Source organism: Bombiscardovia apis (genome assembly GCF_033095945.1).
Lineage (GTDB): Bacteria > Actinomycetota > Actinomycetes > Actinomycetales > Bifidobacteriaceae > Bombiscardovia > Bombiscardovia apis.
The window spans coordinates 1,866,707-1,891,595 of the sequence record NZ_AP026800.1 but is presented as its reverse complement, the minus strand read 5'-3'; the positions used below and the strand labels follow the sequence as shown (position 1 = coordinate 1,891,595).

Annotated in this window: 20 protein-coding genes; 11 read left to right on the top strand and 9 right to left on the bottom strand. The window is 47.1% G+C overall.

All coding sequences use genetic code 11. The features are described 5' to 3' along the window. Positions 1–31: 31 nt before the first annotated feature. The 5 genes from R8377_RS07605 to R8377_RS07585 all read left to right on the top strand — a co-directional run bounded on the left by R8377_RS07605 (position 32) and on the right by R8377_RS07585 (position 5,036). Entirely contained in the window at positions 32–1,396 is a 1,365-nt protein-coding gene (locus tag R8377_RS07605) for a DUF6056 family protein (RefSeq protein ID WP_317642895.1), read from the top strand. A 110-nt stretch (positions 1,397–1,506) separates the two neighbouring features. Then, complete coding sequence (locus tag R8377_RS07600; RefSeq protein ID WP_317642894.1) at positions 1,507–2,361, top strand: glycosyltransferase family 2 protein; 855 nt, start codon at positions 1,507–1,509, stop codon at positions 2,359–2,361. A 174-nt stretch (positions 2,362–2,535) separates the two neighbouring features. After that, entirely contained in the window at positions 2,536–2,763 is a 228-nt protein-coding gene (locus tag R8377_RS07595) for a hypothetical protein (protein ID WP_317642893.1), read from the top strand. After that, positions 2,760–4,190, top strand: a complete 1,431-nt coding sequence (locus tag R8377_RS07590; RefSeq protein WP_317642892.1) for an MATE family efflux transporter — start codon at positions 2,760–2,762, stop codon at positions 4,188–4,190. Before R8377_RS07595 ends, R8377_RS07590 begins: the two co-directional genes overlap by 4 nt. Positions 4,191–4,196: 6 nt before the next feature. Continuing rightward, positions 4,197–5,036, top strand: coding sequence for a LicD family protein (locus R8377_RS07585; protein WP_317642891.1), 840 nt, complete (start codon positions 4,197–4,199; stop codon positions 5,034–5,036). A 62-nt stretch (positions 5,037–5,098) separates the two neighbouring features. Here R8377_RS07585 and R8377_RS07580 read toward each other — a convergent pair whose 3' ends face one another. The 5 genes from R8377_RS07580 to R8377_RS07565 all read right to left on the bottom strand — a co-directional run bounded on the left by R8377_RS07580 (position 5,099) and on the right by R8377_RS07565 (position 10,137). Further along, positions 5,099–6,292, bottom strand: a complete 1,194-nt coding sequence (locus R8377_RS07580) for an acyltransferase family protein (protein WP_317642890.1) — start codon at positions 6,290–6,292, stop codon at positions 5,099–5,101. A gap of 2 nt (positions 6,293–6,294) precedes the next feature. Continuing rightward, complete coding sequence (locus R8377_RS07575) at positions 6,295–7,455, bottom strand: acyltransferase family protein (RefSeq protein WP_317642889.1); 1,161 nt, start codon at positions 7,453–7,455, stop codon at positions 6,295–6,297. A 202-nt stretch (positions 7,456–7,657) separates the two neighbouring features. After that, the gene (locus tag R8377_RS07570) at positions 7,658–8,818 is read right to left on the bottom strand and encodes an acyltransferase family protein (RefSeq protein ID WP_317642888.1); all 1,161 of its coding nucleotides are present in this window, start codon (positions 8,816–8,818) and stop codon (positions 7,658–7,660) included. Between the two features lie 169 nt (positions 8,819–8,987). Beyond that, entirely contained in the window at positions 8,988–9,680 is a 693-nt protein-coding gene (locus R8377_RS07875; protein ID WP_425605049.1) for a hypothetical protein, read from the bottom strand. Then, positions 9,649–10,137, bottom strand: a complete 489-nt coding sequence (locus R8377_RS07565; protein WP_317642887.1) for a hypothetical protein — start codon at positions 10,135–10,137, stop codon at positions 9,649–9,651. Before R8377_RS07565 ends, R8377_RS07875 begins: the two co-directional genes overlap by 32 nt. Before the next feature lie 226 nt (positions 10,138–10,363). Between R8377_RS07565 and R8377_RS07560 the strand changes: the two genes are divergently transcribed. Both R8377_RS07560 and R8377_RS07555 read left to right on the top strand, forming a co-directional pair. Next, entirely contained in the window at positions 10,364–12,346 is a 1,983-nt protein-coding gene (locus R8377_RS07560; protein WP_317642886.1) for a hypothetical protein, read from the top strand. A gap of 696 nt (positions 12,347–13,042) precedes the next feature. Continuing rightward, positions 13,043–14,017 carry a glycosyltransferase family 2 protein gene (locus tag R8377_RS07555; protein ID WP_317643745.1) on the top strand — a complete coding sequence of 325 codons (975 nt, stop codon included), beginning with the start codon at positions 13,043–13,045 and terminating at the stop codon, positions 14,015–14,017. A gap of 46 nt (positions 14,018–14,063) precedes the next feature. On the opposite strand, the gene R8377_RS07550 is transcribed toward R8377_RS07555, so the two are convergent. Next, a complete protein-coding gene (locus R8377_RS07550) occupies positions 14,064–15,950 on the bottom strand; it encodes a DUF4012 domain-containing protein (RefSeq protein ID WP_317642885.1) in 1,887 nt (628 codons plus the stop codon). 132 nt (positions 15,951–16,082) lie between these two features. Continuing rightward, complete coding sequence (gene dcd, locus R8377_RS07545) at positions 16,083–16,664, bottom strand: dCTP deaminase (RefSeq protein WP_317642884.1); 582 nt, start codon at positions 16,662–16,664, stop codon at positions 16,083–16,085. A gap of 488 nt (positions 16,665–17,152) precedes the next feature. On the opposite strand from dcd, the gene fbaA reads away from it, so the two are divergent. The 4 genes from fbaA (at position 17,153) to R8377_RS07525 (ending at position 21,739) form a co-directional block, all read left to right on the top strand. Next, the gene (gene fbaA / locus R8377_RS07540; RefSeq protein WP_317642883.1) at positions 17,153–18,226 is read left to right on the top strand and encodes a class II fructose-bisphosphate aldolase; all 1,074 of its coding nucleotides are present in this window, start codon (positions 17,153–17,155) and stop codon (positions 18,224–18,226) included. A 32-nt stretch (positions 18,227–18,258) separates the two neighbouring features. Further along, entirely contained in the window at positions 18,259–18,996 is a 738-nt protein-coding gene (locus tag R8377_RS07535) for a DUF3800 domain-containing protein (RefSeq protein WP_317642882.1), read from the top strand. A 215-nt stretch (positions 18,997–19,211) separates the two neighbouring features. Continuing rightward, positions 19,212–20,513 (top strand): adenylosuccinate synthase, encoded by a 1,302-nt coding sequence (locus tag R8377_RS07530; RefSeq protein ID WP_317642881.1) that lies wholly within the window; start codon positions 19,212–19,214, stop codon positions 20,511–20,513. A gap of 74 nt (positions 20,514–20,587) precedes the next feature. Then, positions 20,588–21,739, top strand: coding sequence for a LacI family DNA-binding transcriptional regulator (locus R8377_RS07525; protein ID WP_317642879.1), 1,152 nt, complete (start codon positions 20,588–20,590; stop codon positions 21,737–21,739). Here R8377_RS07525 and R8377_RS07520 read toward each other — a convergent pair. Together R8377_RS07520 and R8377_RS07515 are read right to left on the bottom strand one after the other, a co-directional pair. Beyond that, complete coding sequence (locus R8377_RS07520; protein ID WP_317642878.1) at positions 21,726–23,330, bottom strand: amino acid permease; 1,605 nt, start codon at positions 23,328–23,330, stop codon at positions 21,726–21,728. The two genes, R8377_RS07525 and R8377_RS07520, sit on opposite strands and share 14 nt — an antisense overlap. Further along, complete coding sequence (locus R8377_RS07515; RefSeq protein WP_317642877.1) at positions 23,299–24,825, bottom strand: amino acid permease; 1,527 nt, start codon at positions 24,823–24,825, stop codon at positions 23,299–23,301. The genes R8377_RS07520 and R8377_RS07515 overlap by 32 nt, the downstream gene beginning before the upstream one ends. Positions 24,826–24,889 lie beyond the last annotated feature (64 nt).

Below are 24,889 nucleotides of genomic sequence, written 5' to 3'. Positions count from 1 at the left end.
CACTGTGAGATGAGGCTGTGAAGGGGTGAATATGGATTTACAAAGTGGGGTAAGAAGGATGTTCTCTGTCGGGCGGATACTTGAAGAAAAAGTAAGATTGCAAAGGGCTTCAGCATGGCTCGTGTGCAGCCTTTTGACATTTTTAGCGACTTGCAGAATTGAACGCTTTGCGGATGATATTGATTTTACAGACCGCATGAAACAGTATAATGTATTTTCTTGGGTTCAAACGCGTTATATGGAGTGGTCAGGGCGAATCTTCTCTGAAACTGCCGTTGCTATTTTCTACCCCCTGCCGATGCTAGTGTGGCGAATTGTTAACATTTTTATGCTTGCGCTGCTTGTGTATTCGCTTATTCGAATCACCTTTAACTATTTCACTACCGAGACCGTTGTGCTCACCTATGCTGCATTTTGGCTGATTGCTCCAAATGTAATATACCTTTCGTCTTTCTGGATGGCAGGTGCTTTGTTTTACTTATGGCCTGGAGCTCTTGCTTTGTTTGCTGGCACATATCTTGCAGATTTGTATCGTGGAGAAACACCTAAGCACACAGTTCTTTGTGTGATATGTGCTATTTTGGGTTCTCTAGGCGTGGAGCAGATCGGCCCATGCTTAGTAGGTTTCAGTGCGCTTACCGTAATTCAGCTGGTTCGCCAGCATAAGAAGGTTCCGCGCGGACTGATTGCCTTTACTGCGTTCTCCCTTGTTGCTGTGCTAAGTGAACTAGTTTCACCGGGCAATAAGAGTCGAACTCCAAACGAGACTGCTCGGTGGTTCCCTGAATTTGGACACATGTCTATATTCCAGAAGCTTCGATACGGCATGAAGTGGCAGTTCAATCAGTTCACAACATCTTTCTTAGTGCTTGTATATGTTGTTGTGATATTGATGCTTATTGCATATGTACAACGCCGCTGTGATACTGTTCAACCATCTGAGCTTGTTGAGATGAATAGTCCTGTTGAAAGCAGAGTACTAAATATTTCAACGATATGGGCTGTGACCAGTCTAATTATCATCGGGTATTCAAGGACTGTCGGTCTTGAAACTGTTCTTTTTTCCTTTAATTCTCTACAAGATGGCTTCTTACGCCACGTGGGGTCTTATCTTTTTTGGTTTTCCCTTTTTGTGTGCATTGTTTTGAGCTCGGTTCTCTTATCGAAACAGAAGGGCTTAGTTTTATTTTCTTGGCTTGGAGCTGCTGCTGCTGCTGCAATCATGTCGTTTTCCCCCACCATCGATATTTCAGGCACCCGTACCCTTTTTGTTTCCTCTGTGTTGGTAATTATGGCACTCATGACGTTTGTGTCGGAGAATCGTAATACATTAACCAGATGGATTATCGTTATACCCGCTTTCATTAATCTGGTCTATTTCGCGTTCACACATTAAAGAAATCCCGCTAAGCTTTTCAATTGATGTTTGATATGAGTAATGACCATGCAAGTCCCTATGGTTATACTTGGAAAGTTTGAACGGTTTGTAGAGTGGTGAGGGTAGTTATGAATAAAATCGCTTTTGTAGTACTACATTTTTTTACTTACGACGATACCGTTGATTGCGTTGAATCGATACTGAGTTTGAAGAATGCTAAAAGTTGTGAAATCATCGTTGTCGACAACGGATCCACCAATGGAAGCGGGAAGCTTCTCCATACGAAATATAAGACAGTCAGCAATGTGCATGTACTCTTGAACGAACAGAATTTGGGTTTTGCACGGGGAAACAACGTTGGCTATACCTTTGCAAAGGAAAAACTCAATGCAGATATCGTGGTTACTGTCAACAACGATATTGTCATAGAGCAAAAGGATTTCATTCCTAAGTTGCAAGCAGTCATGGAAACTGTCGATGTTTGTGGTCCTGATATTATCTCTGAAAAAACAGGTAAACATAGCAACCCACAACATTTTGAGGGAATAAGCAAGAAGAAACTTAAGCAAGTTATTGTAAAGCATGAACTTGTAAAGTTTGCTTATATCGTATGTAACTTCAAAGGGTTCGATACTATTTATCAGCGGTTCATCGATAAAATTACTCCTGACAAGACTGAGAGTGAATACAATCGTGATTATGAAAATGTAGTGCTTCATGGCGCTTTTATCGTTTTTGGCCCGCGGTTTGTAGAACAGGAGCAGGTAGCGTTTGATCCGAGAACGTTCCTATACATGGAAGAGGATCTTCTGTTTATCCGTTGTCAACGGAAGGGGTATACGATTCGTTACACTCCGTCGTTGCAAGTCATACACGATGAACACTCAAGTGTGAATTATGTACAAGCAGACGCAAGGCGAAGAATGATTTCATATCTGACGAATCAAATTCGATCTGAAAAAATCGTGCTTACTGAACTGTAAAAGGGAAAACTTTTAGTATTTGCGCTTCGTTTGAATGAGATAGATTACAAAGCTGCGTGTTCAGGATATGCGCAGATATTATGTTTGTAATTGTCAGATAAGGCAGAAGGCTAGATTGCCTTGTAAAGTGTGAGTTGTACTGCCTTATTGAGCGTTGCTGAGGGGGAGCAATCATTGAAGACCAAACAAGCTACTTTCGCTGCTCCCTATAAGCAAAAATGGGTGAGTGTTCTTGCGTTGAGTTTTAGCATGATTGGTATTTCAATGCCACTAGTGGATGCTGCACTCTCCCTAGTTAGTGGCTTAGCAGCAGTTTTGGCATTTGGCGGCCTTGTCGTATCAGCGAGAGACTTGGAGAAGATCAGCGAAGCACAAAGTGCTTATATGATCTTTTGTTCGTGATGAATCGTAAGTCTCTTCTTTCCAATATGGCGATTGCATTTTTCGCTCAAGGCATCAGTATGTTCCTAAGCATCCTGCAAGCCTTGGTTATACCTAAGTTGCTTCACATTGAGCAGTTCGGATATTGGCAACTCTACTTGTTTTATATCTCTTACGTAGGGTTCTTCCATTTTGGACTTAGCTCTGGCGTGTACTTGAAGATGGGCGGCATTCCCAGGGATAAAATGGACAAAGCCTCGGTGAAGGCTCAGTTCACTTTCGGAGTGACATACCAGACTATTATGTCTGTGGTCATTGCGGCTCTTGGCTTCATTATGAATCCCGGACCCGATAGGACTTTCGTTATTCTCCAGACCAGCATTTATCTGGTGCTTCAGAATGCTGGAACTTACATGTCGAATGTGCTGCAAAGTATGAATGAGACGAAAAAGTCATCATACTCTGTGGTGGTTGAGCGTGTTTCGTTCCTTATACCACTTGTCGTATTTATGGCTATTGGTGTCCATTCCTTCCGCCCATACGTCTTCGCATACACGGTATCCACTATCGTCCAGCTGATTTATTGTATATGGAATCTGAGGGATTTTGTTGGGGCACCTTGGCTTGGGTTTAAGACTGCAGCTAGGCAAGGCTGGAGCAGTATAAAAGTTGGCGTCAACCTTATGCTAGCCAATATTGCGAGTATGCTCATACTGGGTATTGCCAGGTTTTTCATCGATATGGTGTGGGGCATTGAAAAATTCGGAAAGCTTTCTTTAATTATTTCGCTGGTGAATTTCTTCCTAGCTTTTGTGGAACAGGCAAGTATAGTACTGTTCCCCGCTCTGAGACAAAGCAACGAGAAAGATATCAAGTCTTTCTTTGCCACAGCGCAAAATATCATGAGTCTGTTGTTCCCACTTATTTATGTATTATATTTCCCTCTTGTGTGGCTGCTAGGGCTATGGCTGCCCAGTTATGCGGATAGTTTCCCCTACCTCATTTTGTTACTCCCCGTGTGCATATTCGACAGCAAGATGAGCATACTGTGCGTCACTATTTTCAATGTAACGCGGCGTGAGCGAACTATGCTAAAAATCAATGTGATGTCCACTTTCGTGAGTTTTATACTAACTCTTATTGGCGTTTATCTTCTGCATTCTATAACTGCTGTACTCTGTGGCGTTACTCTCGTCATCGCTTTAAGGAGTATACTTTCGGAGGCTTATATCACAAGCCTGTTCAACCTGAAGAAAAGCGCCTTATCATTAGGCGAGCTGGTTTTAACAATAGTATTTATTGCTGTTGCTCGATTACTTCCATCTCTAATTGCTATTGTTGTTTACATTTTGGCTTACGCACTGTTTATTGCCTGTTTCTCCAAGAATGCAAAAGCACTGATTCGACAGCTGCATATTAGCAAGTCGGAAACTGCTAGTAAAGGATAAATGCAGATGGTAGATCGAAAGCAAGAGTTGACAAGTGGTGAGATTCAGGTAGCCACACTAGATATTTTCAAGAAGTTTATTGAGATATGCAATAGTCAGGAGCTGCATTACTATGTTGCGTATGGGTCACTAATCGGAGTGGTGCGTCACCAAGGCTTTATCCCTTGGGACGATGATTTAGATATTTGGATGCCTAGGCCTGATTACAACAAGTTGCTTCAGTATTTTGATAACGCTCGGCACGATACTGGCTCTTTAGTGGCGCTTCATCCATCAGAAGACAATCTGATCCCGTTTTTGATTACTCGTGTTAGCGATACGAGGTACAAACAGATTGGGGAGTACGGCGACGAAATACCTCAGATGGGTACGTTTATTGACATCTATCCGCTTGATGGGCTTCGAGGCAATCAAGATGAGGCATTGAAAGAGAACGAGGATACGTATTCTCTGACGATGAAATACGTGCATGCTTTAAATTCCGATTCGTTCGACCGGAGTGCAGGCCAACTTAAACGTATCTTGAAGAAGGTACGAGCTGCAATGATGAAAAGTCCTGCTTATTACTGGCGAGAACTCTGCAAACGGGCTACTGTCGAGGAGTATGAGCAAGCAGAGTATGTCTCTTGCAAGATTTGGAATGACGATAACAGTTGTAAGGTTATCGATAAAAAAAGCGACTTTGGCGAAGGTAAACTGGCAACTTTTGAAGGTTTACAAGTGCGTATTCCAGACAATGCTGATGCGATTTTGCAGCGTATTTACGGTAACTATATGAAGCTCCCGCCTGAGGAAGAGCGAGTAGGTCACCATTTCTACTCGATAGTTTCTAGAGGGCAAAAGTAGTCTTTGCTAGTTTATACTTGTAGACCGCGAGTTACGGTATAAAGAACTCACTGTCATAGTAGCTATTCGCTAACTTCAGTCCGCTTACCGAAGGTTCGCATAATCGAGTTCATAATTCTATTGAGTGTCTTCTTCACAAGGCTGTATGCCCATTCAAATAGGGGGGTCTCAACTTTGTCAATGGTTACTGTGAAAACAAGTTGACGTAATAGGTCTATAAGCAGGCAAGCAGCATAGATTGCTACGGCTAATGCAATATTGATAAGCAGCAGCCGCGCTCCATTAGAGCCACCCCAGAAGGAGCCAAGCGTATAAGCCGCAAAATGCCCACCTAGGCCGCCTTGGAACAGGAGGTAGACCGCCAGTGTGGCTGATGCCAGTCTATTAACGATGCGCGAGTGTGTCTCAGGGAAAGTACCGGCAAAGATGACCAAGCCAAGACTAACTGCCAGAGTAGGAATATTTTTGGGGTAAAAAAGCCACCATTTGCCAAATAGATCATAGGCAAGTATGCGCATAATCAACTGAGCAATTAGTCCGAAAGCTAGGCCTCCAACTATTAGGAACGCGCCAAATTTGCGCGATTTTAAGAGGTTCGGTAAATACCAGCGGGCAAACGATACTGTGATGTAGATGTACAAAAAAAGACGGACAGTGAAACTGTTATTCGGTATATCCATATCATAGACGAATGGTTTAGATGGCAGGAAACCATAGACAACTATTAGACCGGCTGCGAGTATGCCGTGGAATTTAGGACCTATTTTACGCAGGCCTACGGTAAGGAATGGGACGAGGAAGAGGAATAGCATATAGCTAGTTGTATACCACCACTCTGTCATAGAAAATGGGAAGAGCATTATGAGCCAGTCATACGTCGTATAAGTGTATGAAGCGCTTAACGCAACATGATATACGACTGCGGTAAGGTATGAGTAGAACAGCAGCTCAAATTCCAAAATCCATGCACGATGTAAGTTTGTTTTGATACTTTGCGGTTGTTCACATAAAAACCAGCAAGTTAAAACAATGAACAAATCAGAGCCAATGTATCCCCAATTGCTGAGAAAAGTGAGAGTGCTTGAAAGAATATGGCTTTTCAGTGGAGTAGAAGCAGCAATGATATTGTTGCTATCCCAGGGGAAGTTGAAGAACAAGATTAGGAGCATTGAGAATAAACGAAGCGCTTCGAGGTTGGAATTCCGCCACTGGTACATTTTTGGCTTATGCATTTTTGGGGAGATAGTACTCGTCATGGTTACTTTTCACTCTCTATTGTTTTATTGAGTAAAATTATTTTGTGTGAAGTCGTGTAGAAGAGTTTTCGGATATTTTGGTATAGCCAAGTAAATGGCTTGGCTTCAACTTTATCGACGGTGAAAGTAAAAATTACCTGTCGTAGCAAATCAAAGGCTATACATACTACGAAAAAGACGACAGCTAGGAGCAAGTCTAGAAGGAGTAAACGTGCGCCAATTGCGTTCCCCAAGGCGCTGCTGCTAGTGAAGACGGAATACCTTTTTCCCAACGAGCTTACTTGTATCAAGAAGACACCGAGTGTAGCTGAAGCTAGCTTGTTGACGATACGTGAATGTGTTTCGGGTCTGTTTATAGCTAGTATGATAAGTCCGAGGCTGATTGCAAGTGAGGTGGCGTTGCGCGTGTGGAAGAGCCACCAGTCGACCGATATGATTTTGCTAAGTAGCCCTTGGTAAACAAAGCCAAAAACTACACCAAATATGATGAGAATAATCGCAGCTTTGCGAGATTCGAGAAGTTCCGGTATGTACCAGCGGATGTAGGACATTATCGTGTATAGATAGACAAATACAAGCGCACAGGCAGGCATGTCGATAATGAAAGTTCGCGAAGGCGTAAACCCGTAAATAAGAAGCAACGAGGAAGCAAGTAATAAATGGTTTTTGGGGCCAATTTTACGAAGTCCTAAGGTGAGGAAGGGGGCCACAAATAGGAAAAGACCGTAGCCTGTTACATACCACCAACCTCCGGTCGCAAAGGGGAAAAGGACGTGTATCCATTCTGTGCCATGGTATGGAATGTGCAGAATGAAATAGTCAAACGCGACGATACACCAAGCATAAAATATTAACTGCAGTTCCATGAGCCAGACTCTGTGCAAGTTCTTTTTAAGACTTTGCTGTTCCTCGCATAAGAACCAGCTACTTAGTATGAAGAACAAGGTATTCCCGAATGATCCCCAGTTTGTTAGAAAAGCAGCTGTGTTAGAAATTATTGTGCTGCTGAGCGGATCTGACCCGACTGCAATATTAACGTTGTCCCAAGGAAAGTGGAAGAGAGTGATAAGAAACATGGAAACGATACGCAAGACTTCAAAATTTGAATTCCGCATACGACGTTTAGAGTAGCTCTTCGTTTGAGCTACGCTTGCGTTTGCCATGAGATTATCTGAACTCCAAGCTCTTAAGATCGCATACGAATATCCTAAAGTGTACAATACGATGCGGACCCCTGACTTGATTGGAGTGCTTACTCATTACTTAATAGTGGGCTTCATAGTTATGAATAGATGAGGAAGATGTCGTTTATTATCACCAGGGCTAGGTAGTGCGGGATACACGCTTTGTTCATGGTCCGATTTGTTAATGACTTTGTACCGCTTTGTTTAGGGTGACTGTTGCATGCGTGATTGCGTAGAACAGACTGCGTAGATTGCGGTAAATCCATTCGAAGAGTTTGCCTTCCGCTTTATCGACAGTGAGGGCAAAAAATAGCTGTCTCAGTAAATCAAAACTTACGCAGGCGACGAAGAAAATGATAGCTAGTAGAAAGTCTAGAAGGAATAGTCGAACGCCTCGGGCGTCTCCTAAGGCGTTACTATAAGTGAAATGACTATAACATGTTCCAAATACGCTTACTTGAAGTAGGAAGATGCTGAGCGTAGTTGAGGCAAGTTTATTGATGATGCGTGAGTGGGTTGCCGGTCTGTTGATGGCCAGTACGATAAGTCCGAGACTGATTGCTAAAGAGGTAGCATTGCGCATGTGGAAGAGCCACCAATTTATAGGCACGATTTTGGCCAGTGTCCATTGACTAGTATATCCGAGAACTAAACCGAATATTATAAGTACAGTTCCAGCTTTGCGGGATTCGAGAAGTGTCGGTATGTACCATCGAATATAGGACATAAGGATATATACATATGTAAAGATGAATACGCTTCCTGTCATATCGAGTGAGAATACGGCTGCTGAGGTAAAGCCGTAGAGTATAAGCAGCCCGCAAGCGAGAATCGCATGGAGTCTGGGGCCCATTCTTTTTAGTCCTATTGTGAGGAATGGGGATATAAGTAGGAAGAGGCCATAGCTGGTAACATACCACCAGCTGCCAGTCGCAAAGGGGAAAAGGGCAGGAATCCATTCGGTTCCATGGTAGGGAATATGCAATACAAGATAGTAAAATGCAATGCTACAGCCGGAATAAAATAATATCTGAAGTTCCAAAATCCAGGCTCTGTATAAGTTCTTTTTTATGCTTTGTTTTTCTTCGCACAAGAACCAACTACTTAGCATGAAGAACAACGCATCTCCAACGTTGCCCCAGTTTGAGAACAGAGTAACTAAGCCGGCGAGTATTGTGTTTTTGAACGGGCTAGATGTGGACACTATATTAGCTTTGTCCCAGTGGAAATGGAAGAGAACTATAAGAAACATGGCAAAAAGACGCAGGGCTTCAAAGTTCGAATTCCGCACACGGCGTTTTGGATTAGTGGAGTTTTCTGTCTGGACTACACTTGCTACCATAAGATTATTCGCACTCCAAGCCCCTAAGCTAGTACCACTTATGCTGCAAATTTACAGTACGATGCGGACCCCCTTTATCAAAGAAATAAGTGTAACTCTTTATTTCCACGTCAGTTACATTGGCCATCACTGCTTTTTAAAGATGCTGTGCACTTTTCGTGACTATTGTTTAGTTCAACGCTCTCGTTGAGTCGAAGTGTCTCGCGGAATACGATATAGCAAATTTTCGCATATTCCTGTAGAACCATTCGAAGAGTTTGCCTTCAATCTTATCAACTGTAAAGGCAAAAAACAGCTGCCTAAGTAAGTCAAAGGTCAGGCAAGCTATAAAAAAGATGAGAGCTAATAGAAAGTTTAGGACGAATAGTCGTACCCCCTCCCCCAAGGACGCATTTTTAGTTAAGAGAGAGTACTGTGCGCCTAAAGAGCTAATTTGAATTAGGAAAACACCGAGTGTTGCCGAGGCTAGCTTGTTGACGATACGTGAATGTGTTTCTGGTCTGTTGATGGCCAGTATGATAAGTCCGAGGCTGATTGCTAGTGAGGTGGCGTTGCGCGTGTGGAAGAGCCACCAATCTGTTAATGCAATCTTGGTAAGTACCCATTGGTATGCATATCCAAAAGTGACACCGAATATGATAAGTCCGAAAGCAGTTTTGCGTGATTTAAGTAGAGCTGGTATATACCACCGAATATACGACATGAGAATATATATGTATATGAACGCAAAGACGCAGTTTGGCATGTCGAGCACAGATGCTCGTACAGAGGTGAAGCCGTAAAGCATAAACAACCCGCAGGCAAGGAGCATGTGAAGTTTGGGCCCCATTTTACGTAACGCTGTAGTGAGGAAAGGTGAGATGAAGAGGAAGAGACCATAGCTTGTGACATACCACCAGATCCCAGTTACGAAAGGGAAAGGTCAGGAATCCATTGAACCCCATGGTACGGAACGTGCAGCACAAGATAGTAAACGGCGACGATACAGTAAGAATAGAATAGAATAGAATTTGGATCTCTAGTACCCATGCTCTGTGCAAGTTCTTTTTGAGATTTTGCTGTTCCTCGCATAAGAACCAGCTGCTCAGCATAAAGAATAAAGCATCGCCAACTTTGCCCCAGTTGGAAAGAAAAGCAACTAAAACAGATAGAATTGCACCTTTAGCAGGGCTTGATGTGATTACAATACGGGTCTCGTCCCAGGGAAAATGAAACAGTAAAATAAGAAACATCGCGATGAGTCGAAGAATCTCAAAGTTTGAATTTCTTACTTGGCGCATATAACAGCTTTTTACTTGAGTTGTTTCTGTTTCTATCATCAGTTTGTTAATAGCCTTAATCCGCCTAAGCTGTCGAATTCTAAATCAAAGTTTACAATGATATATGGATGAAACCCAAGATAATGGCGAGAAGTATTGGTTTTTTGCGAATCTGTTTGGGAAGGGTGAATACCTAGAAAAGTAGAAATCGTGAATCAGCTCACGGCGTGATGTATCATAAAGAAGCAATCGCTGAATCACAGCTCATGACGGGAAATATATTCAGATGGTAAAGATAATAGGTAGCGCTCAGATAAAGAGATATTTCGGTTCTCTGATCAACAGCTACCGCGGATTATTTTGTTTAGGCTGTTTTTGGCTAGAGTTACTGATTATCCCATTTACGCGTTCGATAGCAATAAGCTTTTTTGGGTTGTTCATCTTTGGCTTGTTGTTATTCTGGATTTTGCGACCGACGTCGACTTGGACACGTTTAAAAGAGTGCTCGCTCAGAGAAAAAGTCTTGCTATTTATTATAACTGCAGTTGCTGTTCTAGCGGCGGGCTGGTATTTCAACCGATACAACTTTGTTCCCACGTGGGATAGGGCTGCATACTGGTCATCGACTCTATCTTTTAACGATTTGTTGAAACAGCAGCCCAAAAATACCGTTTTATGGGCTTTGGATACTGTTAATCTTACGGATTACAATAAACTGCTTTGCTGGGTTATGTCTTTTCCGGTAATGCTTTTCCCTACGTGGAAAGGAACTTTTTTTATAGAATTCGTGCTAGTAGCGATTCCTTCGGCTTTAGTCTTTGCGTCGTTTCTAGCTACAAAAGTTGAGTCAGTTAGTGTGGACTCAAAAAATGTGAGCAGGTCGTCGTTGGCATTGATGTACTTAGTACTTGTATCGATGACTACTTTTTTACGTCCCCTGTTTAATGGGTATCTAGACTGTGTTGGTGAGCTTCTTCTATTTTGTATAATTGCTGCTATCTTCGATAAAGAGTTGCCTCTGCGGCGCAAAGGTGCAGTGGGTATAGGCTTGGGCGTAGCGGGCACTTTTCTAATTAGACGATGGTATATTTTTGCTGTAATCGGTCTCACAGTCTCTGCAATTGTATATTGGGTAGCGAAACTGATTAGTGCTGCAAAAAACGAGCGAATAGCATTAGCTAAGAATGTTCTAATCGTAGCGGTAATAATATGTATAGCTGCGTTATTGCCACTATTAATATTTTTCCCTGGTTTTGTCAAGAGATCGCTATTCGGGAACTTCTCTAGTGCGTATAGTGCATATAATGCGTATTCACATGTAGAAAAATGGTTGAATATTGGTGATCTTTTGGGCTGGGCATGGCTCTTTGCTTCATGGGTAGCGGTGGTGTTCCTCATCGTATTTGCTTATCGTAACAAGGATGTTTTGCTTGGGAAGAATATGCGTAAAGACGTTCTCATACTTATTCCTGCATCTTATATAGGAGGAGCGATTGCTCTTCTAATTTTTTGGAGAGTGCAAGATCTCAGTCCTCAGCATTGGTATATCGTCATCCCGTTTATTGATATCGCTGTATTTTTGCCGATTTTTCTGGCAATAGCAGTCTTTCCCCAAAAAGTAGCTAGACGGCTTACTCAATCTCTCATTGGTGCAGCTGCAATTTTCGGGCTTCTCACAGGGTTTACAATTATCCCAACAAATGTCCATGTAGAAAAATTAATAGGCTTCCCGGTGCAAACTCCATACGTGCAAGGGGATGTTGGAGAAAAAGGCAAGTTTACTAATTATTTATACGAACAAACTGGCGGGAAAGATTTAATTTACTTTGCCGCAGCAAGTTCAAACTTGAATGAGGGGCTGCCTTCGTCGTACTCGATGTTGGAAGGACTGAATCAGTCGTTTTCGACTACGTCTGCCAATGTTGACTCGCGTGACGGGTTTAACCCTGCATTCTTCGATGCTCAGTACGTAGTTGCATCTTCGCCGGTATCTATACACATGTCTCCAGAGAACGAGCAGGTAGTTGTTGGTTTAAATACCCTAGTTCAAGACAAATCGGGCTATGTAGGAAAGCACTATACGAAAAAGAAAACATTCTACTTTGATGATAATTATGAGGTATATGTGTATGAGAAAATATCGCCTTATACCGTTGATGATGTTAAAGCGGTAGAGGCGTATTTTGACAAAATATACCCAGACGATCCGGATATGTACAAAAACAGATTTGACAACTATATTTCCACAATGGAGAAGGACAAAAGGTAACCGTTTCATCTCTCCTACAAATGTTTAAAAAGCTACCATCTCGTCTTTGAAAGTAGAAGTTCACTGGATTTGATATGGCCCTGCACCTTTCTGAAAGAAGTCCGGAGGGAGACTTAACTGAGTAGGGAAAGTTCTAGGGCCTATGCATCAGTGTGGTCTGAGACGTAGACGCGACTTTTATGTGTTTTGGCTCAGTGCATCTCTGTTTTCTCTGAGGAGCATGAGTGTAAGGGCTGTGACCGGTTCTCTTTGCTTTTTTGAATATTAATCCTGTTAATGAAACTGCCCCAGCGCTTATAAGAATCATAACAATAGTTTCAGGGCTCAAATGGTGTTAGTAAGAAACAGTTATTGGAGATTCTCATGACGCGGGTAAGCCGAAAAACAGATAACGACAATTACACGCCTAGTACAACATAACGCGCATCAAACACTCCCTCGTATCCATGCGGCCCAAGCAATACCCACAATAGCAAAACCTGATATCTTAAAATATAGAGACACAACAAATATGCCCAAGTTTTCCTCTGCACTACCATTTTTTGTTGTGTGTAAGATGTTATAGTTGAGGGGGTCGCACAGCTAGCTGTGCTTATTTTGCGGTGTTTAAAAGTACTGTATATAGTCGAAGTTTTGTAGTTACGGGGTATAGGGGGGAAGAATTTGGCAACTGACAGTGTTTCTCGGGGTGATTTTCTGCATAGTAAGACAGTATCTGCTACTCATCCTCCTAAAATCTTTTTCGTGGTTCCGTGTTGCAATGAAGAGGCGGTTCTTGTTCACACAGCTAATGTTTTGGAAGTAAAATATCAGCAACTTGTGCAGAAAACGGCAATTAGCCGGGATAGCCGAATTATTTTTGTGGATGACGGTTCAAAAGATCAGACTTGGTCTATTATTCATAAACTTCATGAGGGGAATGAAAAGCTTTTTGGCGGCGTAAGGCTAGCTCACAACAGAGGACACCAGAATGCGCTATATGCCGGTTTAATGTGTGCCTTGAAGGAAGGATGCGATGCAGCTATTTCTATGGATGCAGATTTGCAAGATGACGTTGGTATTGTAGAAAAATTTATTGAGCATTATGTCAAAGGTGATGAAATCGTTTTTGGCGTTCGTTCGGCTCGAAAGAAAGATACTTGGTTTAAGAAGACAAGTGCTGAGATTTTCTATAAGGTATTCTCCTGGATGGGAGCAGAGACTGTTCCCAATCATGCGGATTATCGTTTGATGAGCCGTGTTGCGCTTGAGGCCCTGTCGGAATACCAAGAGGTTAATCTTTTCTTGCGTGGTATTGTGCCTATGCTGGGATTCAGAACAAGCAAGGTGTATTACGAGCGGGGAGAAAGAGTAGCAGGAGACTCAAAGTATCCACTGAAAAAGATGATTGCTTTTGCCGTCCAAGGCATCACATCATTCTCAACGAGGCCCTTATCCTTTGTTACATTTGCGGGCTCTGTTTCAGTTCTTGTTGGTTTTCTGATGTTTGTGTATGTACTTGTATCTCTGTTTGCAGGTAAAGCTATAGCAGGTTGGGGTTCATTGATGTGCTCGGTGTGGATGATTGGCGGTTTTATAATGCTTTCGTTGGGAATCGTCGGCGAGTATGTAGGCAAAATATATTTAGAAGTGAAACACCGGCCTCGTTATTGTATCGAAACCGAACTCTAAATAAAAATTATAATGCTACACCGAACTCCAGTATCTTGCGGACTACTTACTTCTGCTGAACTGGGCAAGCGTCGTAGTCGTAAGTTACACCTAAATCTTCTCGGCCCATGGGGGTTTGGTCAAGCTTCAAATCAGCTTTTGCCTTTGGTGAGGTAGTAAGGTCATATTCGTATGTCACTGATTTGCCTGGTGCTACTGATGCGACATTAGTCCACAAAGCCTTGCCGTCAAGGGAATCTTTCGTCATTGTGGATGCGTCACCGGTATAGCTAATGTTGGTGACGGACCCACCGGCTGGACCGTAGAATAGCATTCTTTCTACCGCAGTTCCTGGGAAGCTGACGTTATTGACACCGCCTAGAATATATGCATTGCCGCTGTACAAGTCTTCTTTTGGAATGGTGTTCGTCATGGTGAAAGTGACGTGGTAGCTTTGTGAGCCATCTTGATTGCAGCTGGTGCGGGTTATATCAGTCTTGCGTTGTATATACCAGTCTAATTTGGAAGGATTATTCTGGTTGAGGTATATGCCTATTTCTGGGTTTTCCTCGCTTTCGGGAGCATTCTTTGCCAGCCCTGCGCCTTGGAAGTTTTTTGCCTCCTCCTCGTGGAAAGTGTACGTGTACAAATGCCGCTGTTCGGCCATAGGCTGCATAATTTTGGCCATTTGCAGCAGTTTCTTGATGTTCATATCAGAAAGCGCATTGTTCATGGCTTGCGAGGCCACATCTGCGAATACTTCGTCTTGCATAGACACAGGCACGGTCTTGTATATGTCGTTCATGAAGAATTGCGCAGTGTTTTCACCGGTTAGTTCAACGCCTGTACTGGTTTTGACGTTGCCACTAATCTTGATGATTTCTTGAATGTACACAGGGTCAATCATCATAACGCCATCTACTGGACCCGCATAGGGAGAGCGCTGCCAACGATCGTTGATGAGCTCAGCCTCCCTAGAAATATCGGGGAAAGCTGAAAGATCGCGAATATCGAAGCTAAATTTTAGCGGTACAGAGAATAATCTCTCTTCTTCTTTGGTCGCCCCTCCTCCGAGGAAGACGAATTCTGTATTCGGATGAAACTCTCCAATATTGATCTTGCCGTTGGTGGCGTTCATGGAGCCGAGAGAGCCGATAAGACCACCGCTTGAGCGTGCTTCTGCGGGCGTTTGCGCCACGATGATGTAGTTACGGGGAGCCTTGCTGCCCAAGAACTGGGGGAGTACCTGAATAGTGCTATTGAGCTGACTTACTTTTTCTGACACATCAGTGAACTGGCTGACTCCTTGTGTATATACCTCTTGAACTTTGCCGACTTTCGGTGTTGGGAGTTCCTTGAGTGATTTGAGTTCTGCTTGCATGCTCGTATTCGTGGCGGCGAAACCGGCGCTCGCATCTTCAATCGGTTGCAAGTTGATTTGCCCGTTACCTTCGCTGAACTTGGCGGTGGCCAGTTGTTCAACGGTCTTGGCCAGAGTGGGGAAGGTGTCTTGAGCCATGTTGTCAACGGTGTCGATCATGCCTTGAACGGTCTTGACGTCGTTGCCATAGACAGGCAAGCTGGACGCAATGTTCCACAACGTTCCGTGAGCGATGCGCTTAGCTGCATCGGTTTCGCCCTGAATTTTAGGAACAGAGCGATTCAATGCTCCTGGATCTTCCATAAGCTTCTGCTCGTCTTGGAAGTCCTTAACATAGCCTAGGGCAGTCTCTTCATGCGACTTCACCGCCATGGCGTCTTTGTAGAACTTGTAGCCGCAAAGACCACACAACCCAGCAATCACGATGAGCAAAAGTAATATTGTCAGGAGAACATTGCGCAGTGTATGCCCTTTTTTAGGCTTAACCTGCCTGCTGTGCGACCCAAACCAGCCGCGTCTGCCCTTGTCGCTGTTGGGCTTGGCAACCTTGTATGAGGCACTCGAACTAGGCATGTACAGCTCCTGACGCTTTGATACTAGTCATAAAATGGCTAAACATATCAATTCTGCATGCTGGAGCTGAGTTTTACCCTGAAATAAAGAATTCTCTACAAATTCTACTGCGCTCGATGCCGGTCTCTGACTTTAATCTTCGATATTCGCCCTGTAGAAGTTCTCGTAGGAACGCGAGGGAGTTGGGCCGCGCTGGCCTTGATAGTGCGAACCGGTGCCTTGAGAACCGTACGGATGCTCGGCCGCTGAGCTGAGCTGGAAGAAGCACATTTGGCCGATTTTCATGCCGGGCCAGAGCTTGACCGGCAAAGTACTGACGTTGGAGAGCTCCAAGGTAATGTGCCCCTCGAATCCGGGGTCGATGAAGCCTGCAGTGGAGTGGGTTAGAATGCCCAGTCGGCCTAGCGAGCTCTTGCCTTCGAGGCGGGCTGCGGTGCTGGAGCCAAGCTTGACGTACTCCCAAGTGGAGCCGAGTACAAACTCGCCCGGGTGCAGAATCCATGGCTCACCGGCGGGTACTTCGAACTGCTCGGTCAAGTCGCCTTGGTTTTCGGCAGGATCGACGTAGGTGTACTGGTGGTTGTTAAACAAACGGAAGAACTTATCGAGGCGCACGTCGATGCTGGCTGGCTGCACCATTTCGGGGGTCCATGGATCTAAAGAAATGTTCCCCGACTCGTAGGCCGCCACTATGTCGTGGTCGCTGAGCAGCATGTGCAATCTCCTTGTTACCGATACAAAATCTTGTGTCCCTACGCTTTAGTCTACTTGCAACTATTTGTGAAAGCATTATTTTTGGGCGGTTTTCTCCATTGCTTCGCATATTGGCCAGCTTCGGTGCCTTGGGCAGGGCCTGTGCCACAATAATTGACGTTTTTGACTCTCTTGTTTTGGCCTGGAATAGCAAGCCTTAATGGCTCTTCGTTACACAATCTTCACACAATTATCAGAAAACTCTCAGCTAACTCTCGCACTTCACAGAGGTTGGATTGCTTTACTAATAATTAGTTGGCAAACAGATGGAAGCGAAGCTAACCGAGTGATTACCGAGGTGGTCTGGCGGTCACTTGATAACTGTAGTCCTTTTCTCTTTTTCTCTCAGCCCGGCGGTCCCCATCCGCCGGGTTTTCTATATTTCTCAGCTCGATTAACCCCACGGCTGCTCTTCACCACTTATCGAGTGCGGCGAGGATAATGGGGGTATGACGCTTGCTAGTCCTGAAGAATATGGCCGTATGCTTGATGCTGCGCGGCTCGGCTCCTATGCCTATCCTGCTATCAATGTGACCTCTACGCAGACTCTCAACGCTGCTCTTCAAGGCTTTGCTGAGGCGCAGTCAGACGGCATTATCCAGGTGTCTGTGGGCGGGGCGGCTTATCTTTCCGGGCATCGCTTGCAGGACCGCGTGGCTGGGTCCATCGCTTTCGCGCGCTTCGCCTCGGAAGTCATCTCGCAGTACAAGGGCATCACCATTGCTCTCCATACCGACCATTGCGCCCCGCAGTACTTAGACGAGTGGGTGCGCCCGCTTTTGGCCTACGAAAAAGAGCAAGTGCAGCACGGCGAGGCCCCCCTCTTCCAGTCGCACATGTGGGATGGTTCGACCCTGCCTCTCGACCAGAATCTGGCTACGGCCCGGGAGTTGCTGGCAGATTCTCAGGCGGCCCACACGATTTTGGAGCTCGAAATTGGTGCGGTTGGTGGCGAGGAAGATGGCCAGGCTGCTGAAATCAACGAAAAGCTCTACTCCAGCCCTGCAGATGGGCTGAAAGTCGTGGAAGCACTGGGCTTGGGTGAGCAGGGCAAATATATGGCTGCCTTCACTTTTGGCAACGTGCACGGCGCTTATAAGCCTGGCGTGGTCAAGTTGCGCCCCGAACTCCTTGGTGAGATTCAAGACAACACCGCTCAAGCAGTGAGTGCAGGCCAAGTGTCAGCAGCGTCGGCTCGGGCAGCAGCTCAAGCCCCGCAAGACAAGCCCTTCCTGCTGGTCTTCCACGGCGGCTCCGGCTCCCAGCCCAGCGAAATTGCGCAGGCAGTGCGCAACGGTGTAGTCAAGATGAATATTGACACCGACACCCAGTACGCTTTTACGCGCGGCGTGGCCGATCACATGTTCCGTAACTACGACAAAGTCTTCAAAATCGACGGCGAAGTGGGCAACAAAAGCCAGTATGACCCCCGCACTTGGGGCCGCGAAGCCGAAAACTCGATGGCTGCCCGAGTAATAGAAGCCTGTCAGCAGCTAGGCTCAGCCGGCCGCGCCCTGCGCTAGGCATTCCAGCACCGACAGGAAGGTAACACTTAATGCCGCAATTTGGGGATTACATAGTTTTTGTAGACGAATCAGGAGACCAAAGTCTGAAATCGGTAGACGATGCGTACCCTGTGTTCGTCTTAGCTTTTTGTATTTTTCATAAGGAACATTATTGCGACTTTGTATTGCCCAAGATGACTCAGCTGAAATTTAAATATTGGGGTAAAGATACAGTCATCTTTCACGAACGAGAGATGAGACAAAAAGAAGGCGATTTTGCTTTCCTGAATAATCCAAAATTGTGTAGGGATTTTTTCCATGATCTTAATGAGATTATGGTTAATGCTGAATATGTCATTACCAGCACCCTTCTTGATAAGCGTGTATATAAGTTACGGACCGGCCAACGTACCCCGTATGACGTTGCAGCTCAGCTTGGTATGGAGCGGGTGTTTTATGAGATGCAGAGCCGAAAGCAAAGAGGCTCTCAGATTCCAATCATTTTCGAAAGCCGCGGGAAAAAAGAAGATAACAATCTTTTAAGTGCGGTGGAAACTATTCGTGCGAATTCTGCTATTGACGGCTTTAAAGACATGTTTGATTGCTGTTGTATTAGCAAACAGGCCAATAGCATAGGGTTGCAGTTTGCAGACATGATTGCTAGGCCTGTTGGTAACCATTATCTTTATCCCAAACAGGCCAATAGGGCTTGGGATATGCTGCTGCCGAAAATGAGGAAAGGGCCGGAAGGGGAAATTGAAGGGTTTGGGCTGAAGATTTTTTCATAGCCTAAACAACTGTAAAAAGCGAAAATGGGTTCCAGCATTGCTGAAAACCCATCCGCCGACCGGGAACCCCCAATCCGCTTTCCATTATAGTCTCTGCTCGGACGTTAATCAAGAATGTTGGTAATACCCCAATCCTCTCTAGGCTCTAGGGTAGGCTGCTGGTGGCGGTCGATTCGGCGCGTGGCGTCGGCCCGCCTAGCGTAGAGGAGGACCAAATGCCCGGAATCGTAATCATTGGCGCACAGTGGGGCGACGAAGGCAAGGGCAAGGCTACCGACCTTATAGGTAGCAAGATGGACTACGTGGCTCGCTTCAATGGCGGCAATAACGCAGGCCATACCGTCGTGGTGGGCGACCAGACTTATGCGCTCCACCTCCTGCCCTCCGGCATTATACATTCGCAAATTACGCCCGTTATTGGCAACGGTGTGGTGGTCGATCCCGAAGCTCTCATGAGCGAGATTGACGGCTTACAAGCCCGCGGCGTAGACTGCTCCAAGCTCAAGATTTCCGAGGCGGCACACGTGATTGCGCCCTTCCATCGCACACTTGACAAGGTTTCCGAGCGTTTTCTAGGATCCCATAAAATCGGCACCACCGGCCGCGGTATTGGTCCCACGTATGTAGACAAAGTCAACCGTGTGGGCATTCGCGTCCATGACCTCTTTAACGAAGACCACTTGCGAGACAAGGTGCAGGCTTCCCTTCATCAGAAGAATCTGATACTGGAGAAAGTCTACGAACTGCCCACTATCGACGTGGAAGAAACGGTCGATGACCTGCTGAAAGCTGCCGAGCAGATTCGCCCATACGTAGCCAACACTTCACTCCTGCTCAACCAAGCGCTCGACGACGGCAAGTCGGTCCTCTTTGAGGGCGGCCAGGCCACTATGCTCGACGTGGACCACGGCACCTATCCCTTCGTAACCTCCTCCAATTGCACGGCTGGCGGTGCTTCGACTGGCACCGGCGTGGGCCCAGCCAAGATTGACCGCGTTATCGGCGTGGCCAAGGCCTATGTAACGCGCGTGGGCGAAGGCCCCTTCCCCACAGAACTCAACGACGAAGCAGGCGAATGGCTGCGCCAGCAAGGCCACGAGTTTGGTGTGACGACGGGCCGCCCCCGCCGCTGCGGCTGGTTCGATGCCTTGGTCTCGCGATATGCCACGCAGGTCAACGGTTTAACCGACATCGTCCTAACCAAGCTCGACGTGCTCTCAGGCTTAGAAACCATCCCCGTGTGCGTGGGCTACGACGTGAAGCTGGCAGACGGCTCTACGGCTCGGGTGAGCGATATGCCAACCGATCAAGCCGAGTTTGCTTCCGCGCAGCCGGTGTATCAGGAGTTCCCAGGCTGGTCCGAAGATATTTCTGGCGCTCAGTCTTTCGAGGAGTTCCCCCAGAAAGCTCAAGATTACGTGCACCGTTTGGAAGATATGTCGGGTTGCCGCATTTCTGCCATCGGCTCAGGTGCCGGGCGCGATCAAATCGTTTCCATTCACTCTCTGGTAGACTAAAAGCGCAGGGTGTCGAACGTTCGATGAAGTAAGTTCCAAAGGGTCCCTGTCCGAACTCAAGTGGGAGGGCTCCTATGGTAGGTATGCGCGATGTGGCTCGAGAGGCTGGTGTCTCTACAAGCACCGTCTCCCTAGTGGTCAATGGCAACGGCTACGTCTCTGCTGCAATGGCCGAGCGCGTCTCTCAAGCTATGAAACGGCTCAACTACGTACCCAACGAGCTGGCCCGGAACTTCTCACGCAACGAGACCGACCTAGTGGGCGTTATCATTCCCACCATCCGCCACCCCTTCTTTGCCACGCTCACCGCATCTCTCCAGAGCGCCTTGTATGAGCAGGGTATGCGCACCGTGCTGTGCTCCACCGCCGACGTAGACCAAGATGTGAGCCAATACGTAGACATGCTCCGCAGGCGGGCAATGGACGGCATTATTATGGGTGCTCACGCAGTCTATCCGGCGGACTATTGGTCTTCCATCGAGCGACCAATCGTGGCGTTCGATCGCTTTTTGGGCGGTTCCATCCCCTCAGTTGGCTCGGACCATTCCCAAGGCGGCCACTTAGCTGCCAGCTTGTTTGCACACACCGGTGCCCACCACGTCGTAGAAATCGGCGGACCGCGCACACTCTACCAGACTGCTTCCGGCCCCCGCAGCGTATCTTTGGGCAATATTCAAATTGCCGGTCAGACCACTTTCCCGCCTATTCGCTACCATCTCGCATTCGAGCAGCGCTTGCAACAGACCGGCATTCATTACGACTATATCGAAATTGAGAATGTGGCTCAGATGGAGCAGTTCCGCAATGCGGCCCACCTTGCTTTTGAGCGCTACCCAGATCTAGACGCGATTGTGGCACCTGATTTGGCGGCGGCTTTCTGTGTGCAAGAGGCGTTTCGGAGAGGCAGAGCTATTCCCGGTGATTTGCAGATTATCGCTTACGACGGTTCGTACGTATCAGATTTAGCTGGGTTGAAGCTCACCAGCATCTTGCAAGACTTCGATGGTATTGCTAACGCCCTAGCCCGCCAGCTTCTTCAGGCCATTCCGGGCAGGGTTTACCGGGCCCCAGATGCGACTCAAAGGCAAGCAGGGCAAGAGGGCACTGGGCTCAACGGCGCTCGCCCCGGCAGTGTTCCGGGCAGTGAGCTGATTCCTATGTCTGTCAAACTGGGTGAATCAACTCGCTGGGAAGGTAGCATAGAGGACTTGCTTAGTAGTGAGTAGTGGTATTGGCAGTAGCGCTGGTTGCAGTACCAGTCTGGACATCTGCACTATCGGGGCTGATGCGCTGCACGGATTGAGCAGAGTTGAGCGCACCAGTAGTAAGATCAATATCTTCTAAATGCACGATTTTCGTCCGATACTTGAGTTTGTAGCCCAAGTAGAGGACCAAAACGAGTACCACGCTAAAATAAGTCATTCCGATTTCTTGCCAATTCCAGCTGGCGAAGGCGGGAATATCTTGCCCGGCAATCACAATTAGGCACAAGCCGAGCGCTAGCAGCGGTCCGAGCGGGAAGAGCTTGGTGTGATATTTGAGTTCACTCAAGCTATGGCCTTGCTTCAGGAAGGCACGGCGGAAGCGGTAGTGACTCAGGGCTATGCCAATCCAAGCTATGAAGCCCGTCAGGCCAGTAGCAGTGACCAGCCACAGATAGAAGGATTGCCCAAAAATCGAAGTGGCAAAAGTGGCCAATTCCATACACAAGGTGGCAATCAGCGCGGGCATAGGAATACCGTGTTTAGTGGTGCGAGCTAGGAACTTGGGCGCTAAATGGTCTTGGGCCATAGCGTAGAGCATGCGCGAGGAGGCATAGGCGCCGGTATTGACTGCGGAGAGGATGGAAGTGAGTACTACCGCGTTCATGACGCTGGCGGCCCCGGCAATCCCCGCTCGCTGGAATACGAGCGTGAAGGGAGACATAGCAACATCTGCATCAGAAGCGCCCAGCAAGTTGGGGGAGGTGTAGGGAATGATGGCTGCGATTACGAAGATAGAGAGAATGTAGAAGAGTAGGATTCGCCAGAATACTTCGTTGATGGCCTTGGGCACGGCCTTGGCAGGATCTTTGGACTCGCCCGCAGTCACGCCCACCACCTCGGTGCCTTGGAAGGAATAGCCAGCTATCAAAAATACTGACATAATCGCCGGCAGCCCGCCCACGAACGGCCCATCCTTGTAAGTAAAATTGCTTAGGCCGATAGCCGGGTGAAACATAATGCCGCAAATCATAGCGAGACCAACCACTACGAACACGATAATGGTGGCAACTTTAATAAGCGAGAGCCAGAATTCGGTCTCTCCAAAGGCGGAGACGGCAAGCGCGTTGATGAAGAAAATAATCACCAAAACGAGCAGACTCCATATCCAGCCGGGCGTATCGGGGAGCCAATATTGAATCAAAATAGCGGCAGTCGAAATGTCTACCGCGCCCGCAATCGTCCAGTTCAACCAGTAATCCCAGCCCATAGCAAAGCCGAGGGCTGGGTCTACGAAACGTGCCGAATAGGTGGCAAAAGAGCCAGAAACGGGCATATAGGTGGCGAGTTCGCCCAGGGAGGTCATCAGGAAATAAACCATGATGCCCATTGCCGTGTAAGCTACTAGGCCTCCGCCCGGGCCCGCCTTGGTGATGGTGGACCCGGAAGTCATGAAGAGGCCGGTGCCGATGCAACCGCCCAGGGCAATCATAGAGATTTGCCTAGTACCCAAGTTGCGATGCACGGAATTACCTTGAGCCGTAGTGGCAGTACCGCTCTGCTTGGAGCTGGTATTGCTAGCCTTACTCGCCTTCGTTCTGCCCTGCTTGCTCATTGCTTTGCGCACCTGTCTCCGTTGCTGATGAAACGTCAATATCGTTGAGAGGAATCAGCTTGGTATGGTGCTTAATCTTATACCCGAAGAAGAGGATAAGGACGAGAGGCACGCTGATATACGTCACACCAATTTCCTGCCAGTTCCAATTCACGAAGGCTTCAATGTTCTGGCCGCCGATCACGATAAGGCATAAGACCAAGGCCAGAATGGGCCCAAGAGGGAAGAGCTTGGCGTGGTATTTAAGCTCGCTCAGCTTGTGGCCCTGCAAAACAAACGCGCGCCGGAAGCGGTAGTGGCTCAGGGCTATGCCCACCCAAGCGATGAAACCAGTCAAACCAGAGGCAGCTACCAGCCACATGTATACTTGGTCGCCGAAAATCGAGGTGGCAAAAGTGGCCAAAGCGATAACGGTGGTGGCAAGCAAAGCCGCTAGAGGAATGCCGTGCCTAGTGGTGCGGGCAAACATCTTGGGAGCGTAGTTGTCACGAGCCAAAGCGTAGAGCATACGAGTTGAGGCGTAGGCACCCGAGTTGGCGGCGGAGAGGACGGATGTGAGCACCACTGCGTTCATGATACTGGCGGCCCCGGCGAGTCCTGCCCGCTGGAATACGAGCGTGAAGGGAGACATAGCGATGTCGCCGTCTGCCGCGCTCAAAAGGTTGGGAGAGGTATAGGGAATCAGTGCTGCGATTACGAAGATGGAGAGTACGTAGAAGAGTAGAATCCTCCAGAATACTTCGTTGATGGCCTTGGGCACTGCTTTGGAAGGATTGTCTGATTCGCCTGCGGTGACGCCCACGAGCTCGGTGCCCTGGAAGGAGAAACCTGCGATAAGGAAGACGCTAAGTATGGCTGGGAATCCGCCCACGAATGGGCCGCCTTCGATGGTGAAGTTCTTCAGGCCTACTGCTGGCTGGAACATGATGCCGAAAATCATGGCGAAACCGATAACGAGGAAGACGATAACGGTGATGACCTTAATGAGCGAGAGCCAGAATTCGGTCTCTCCAAAAGTTGAGACGGTTAGAGCGTTGATGAGGAAAATCACCACGAGTACGAGCAGGCTCCAAACCCAGCCCGGCGTGCTCGGTAGCCAGTATTGAATCAGGAGCGCGGCAGTAGAGATATCGACCGCCACAGTGATTGCCCAGTTAAACCAGTAATTCCAACCCATAGCGAAGCCCAGTGCTGGGTCTACAAAGCGGGCATTGTAAGTGGCGAACGAGCCGGAAACGGGCAGGTGTGTGGCGAGTTCGCCTAGGGAAGTCATGAGGAAATAGACCATAAGTCCCATAGCGCCGTATGCTACTAAGCCGCCACCGGGGCCTGCCTTAGCGATAGTGGAGCCAGAAGTCATAAATAAACCGGTGCCGATGCAGCCGCCCAAGGCAATCATTGAGACGTGACGGGCCTTGAGATTGCGTTGCACTCCGCCAGAATTGCCGGAACTACTTCCAGTGGCTGTATTGCCCGCGACTTTCTGCTGGGCCATATCTCATCCTCCTTGCAATATGTAAGAAGGAGCGTAAAAACGACGTTAACCGCCAACCGAATAT